Origin of the sequence: Haladaptatus sp., from assembly GCF_049589095.1 — an archaeon.
GTDB lineage: Archaea > Halobacteriota > Halobacteria > Halobacteriales > Haladaptataceae > Haladaptatus.
On record NZ_JBAWAC010000039.1, the window covers coordinates 1 to 2,601 of the forward strand.

Sequence of the window (2,601 nt, forward strand, 5' to 3'; positions counted from 1 at the left end):
CTCCTGAAGTGACGGTATTCCGCCTTCGAGAGTCCGGCTTTTCCGAGCACGTCACCGTGGGCGTCGCTTCCGCCAGTCGGCACCAAGTTGTGGTCGGCAATCGCCCGTTCCAGCGGTCGCGTATCCACCTCGCGTCCGTAGGGATAGTATCGCTCGACGGCATCCAGTTCGCTGGTGAGGGCGAGCGCCGAAGTGGGGTCGTCGTACCGATACGGGTGGGCCAAACCGACGAGGCCGCTCGCGTCCGAGAGCAGTTCGACGCCGTGCTCGAACGTCGGCACGTCCCGTGCGACGTAGCACGGTCCGCCAGCGCCGATGAGTTCGTCGAACGCGCCGGAAAAATCGTACTCGGTTTCCGGGTGTGCTTCGATGGCGCGAGCGATGTGCGGTCGTCCGAGCCCCTCGCGCGATTCGAGTCCGAGGTCGATATCGAGTCGGTCTTCGACGGAGTCGATGATGGCCTGTCCGCGTTCCTTGCGGTCGGCTTGCAGGCGCTCCAGTTCGTCGGCGAGTTCCGGTGTCGGATAGACGCCGTAGCCGAGCAAGTCGAGATGCTGGCCATCGGGTGCGCTCACCCGCAGTTCGATGCCGTGAACGACCGTAACCCCATCCACCACGCTGATCGGCGTCGGTAGTTCCGGATGTAGTCGGTCGTGGTCCGTGATGGCGACGACGGACACGTCCGCCGACCGCGCGGCCGCCGGAACGTCGGACAGTTCCATCGACCCGTCGGAGTTAGTGGTGTGGACGTGTAGATCCGCAAAAACGCTCATGTCCTTCCTCCGGTAGCTCGAACGAAGGTGTTTGTGGTTCGACCGGCGATTTTTGCGGGACAGGGCGGCGACGAAGCGTCGAATCTATACCGATTGTACATCCTTATATTCTCCGTATCCCCTTGGCGGAAATGTTTATAATGGTCTTTGATTTAGAACTGTTCGTAATGACGCTCAAGAAGGCAAGCCAACTGCTCGATGAACATCAGTATCCGACCGACACGGAACGGTTGATCGCGTCCCACGGCGACTACGTCATCGACCTCCCGAACGGGACTGAAACCCTCGAAGAGGTGTTCAACCGTACCGGAGACGAAACGTACGAGTCGCCACAGCAGGCCCAAGAAGCGATGTACAACGCCATCAGCCACAAGGCAATCGGTCGCCGGTACTACAGCGACCGCGACCCGACGACGATGGGAACGTCCGGTCCCGACCAGGTCTCGTTCTAGACCCAGTCGAGCGCACGGTTCAGCGACAGCGGTACCGACCCCTTCTCGTACGCTTCGATGTGTCCGGACGGTCGAGCGCGGAAGACGACCGCCGGTCGATGACGGACGCCCGGTTGCTCGCCGACGACGGCGGCCCACTCGTCGTCCCGGAATCCGGTGCAGTCAACGAACAACACCGCGCCGCCACCGTGCTCGCTCAGTTGCCCGTTCGTCTTCGTTTCCGCGGTCTCGCGCACCGCCGCGACGGGCGTATCCGCGGCCCGCCGGGTCGGCGGACGTGGACGGGTCACTTCGACCAGCGTGGACTGGTTGCCGTCGGCGGGGTCGGCACGGAAATCGAGCGAATGGCCGGTCGTCACCTCGATTTCGGGTTCGACGGCGTACCCGGCGTCGGTCAGTATCTTTGCGACGGTGAACTCGCTCATCGTCGAACTCATGCGGTTCTCGTCGAAGTACTCGCTCGTCCCGAGTTTCGACGCCATCGTGTATCGGTAGTCGTCCAGCGCACCAGTGCTGAGAAATCGCTCGTAAAACGAGAGCGCTTGGTCGCGCGTCGCGTCGGGGAATCCGGCGGCGTACTTACGGAAAAATGCCCGCGAGGTTTCGCGGCCGTCCTTCGAGAAGAAGACGGGAAGGAAGAACCACGAGAGGTAGTCGTATTCGGCCAGCCACGGGGATTCGACGGCGAGATCCGCGAGGAGTTCGCGTTGACTCCACCGCGCGATAGGATACGGAATCTCGTCGAAGGTGTACTTGTTCGTGCGCCAGAGTGCGGGCGGCGTCTCGGTATTCCCGAGCCAGTAGGCGAGGTCGTCGTTCCAGACGAACAGCGCCACGTCGCCGTTATCCATCTCGAAACGCCGTGCCTCGAAGCCGTTCGGTTCCACGTAGTGTGGTGTCGTCGAACGCGCCCCGAGGTTCGAGTCGAGGTGCGAATACAACTCCGTCGTTATGCGGTCGTCGTCCCACCGCTCCGTAGAGCGGCGAAAGCGGAGCGGGCTTGCCACGGGATGACCTAGTAACCGAGAATGTTTACGTGTTATGCACCACACCGGTCGTCACGAATACATCTCTCCTCTCAGTTCCGTCGTCTTTTCCATCGGTTCACCTGCTCCGTTTCTTCGAGTACCTCTTTCCGTCTGACGATAGTCCATCGTGAACGTATAATGTGATTATCCGTTACATTAATAACTACCCCTCGCCAAGTATGGGTGTGGTTGTCATGTCAATGGGTGCCTATGACGAAGAAGAACACGAACGCCGCGAGCGGAAAAACAGTAGCGTTGACACGACCGTCGATGACGTACGGTCCGAATATCACGGGACTGTTGAGTACGATTCCGGCGACTCAGCCGAAGACCTGCTCAAGCAGTTCG

General features: G+C 60.8%; 4 protein-coding genes. 2 read left to right on the forward strand and 2 right to left on the reverse strand.

Going from position 1 to position 2,601, the window contains the following annotated elements; translation table 11 throughout:
* A partial coding sequence (locus WBV42_RS01310; RefSeq protein WP_423984439.1) for a PHP domain-containing protein occupies positions 1 to 773 on the reverse strand: 773 nt, incomplete at its 3' end.
* 167 nt (positions 774 to 940) lie between these two features.
* Here WBV42_RS01310 and WBV42_RS01315 point away from each other — a divergent pair.
* Positions 941 to 1,225, forward strand: coding sequence for a DUF5789 family protein (locus WBV42_RS01315; protein ID WP_423984440.1), 285 nt, complete (start codon positions 941 to 943; stop codon positions 1,223 to 1,225).
* On the opposite strand, the gene WBV42_RS01320 is transcribed toward WBV42_RS01315, so the two are convergent.
* Complete coding sequence (locus WBV42_RS01320) at positions 1,222 to 2,232, reverse strand: DUF5784 family protein (RefSeq protein WP_253233929.1); 1,011 nt, start codon at positions 2,230 to 2,232, stop codon at positions 1,222 to 1,224. The two genes, WBV42_RS01315 and WBV42_RS01320, sit on opposite strands and share 4 nt — an antisense overlap.
* 215 nt (positions 2,233 to 2,447) lie before the next feature.
* On the opposite strand from WBV42_RS01320, the gene WBV42_RS01325 reads away from it, so the two are divergent.
* The coding region (locus tag WBV42_RS01325; protein ID WP_423984441.1) for a DUF5786 family protein at positions 2,448 to 2,601 on the forward strand (154 nt) is incomplete at its 3' end.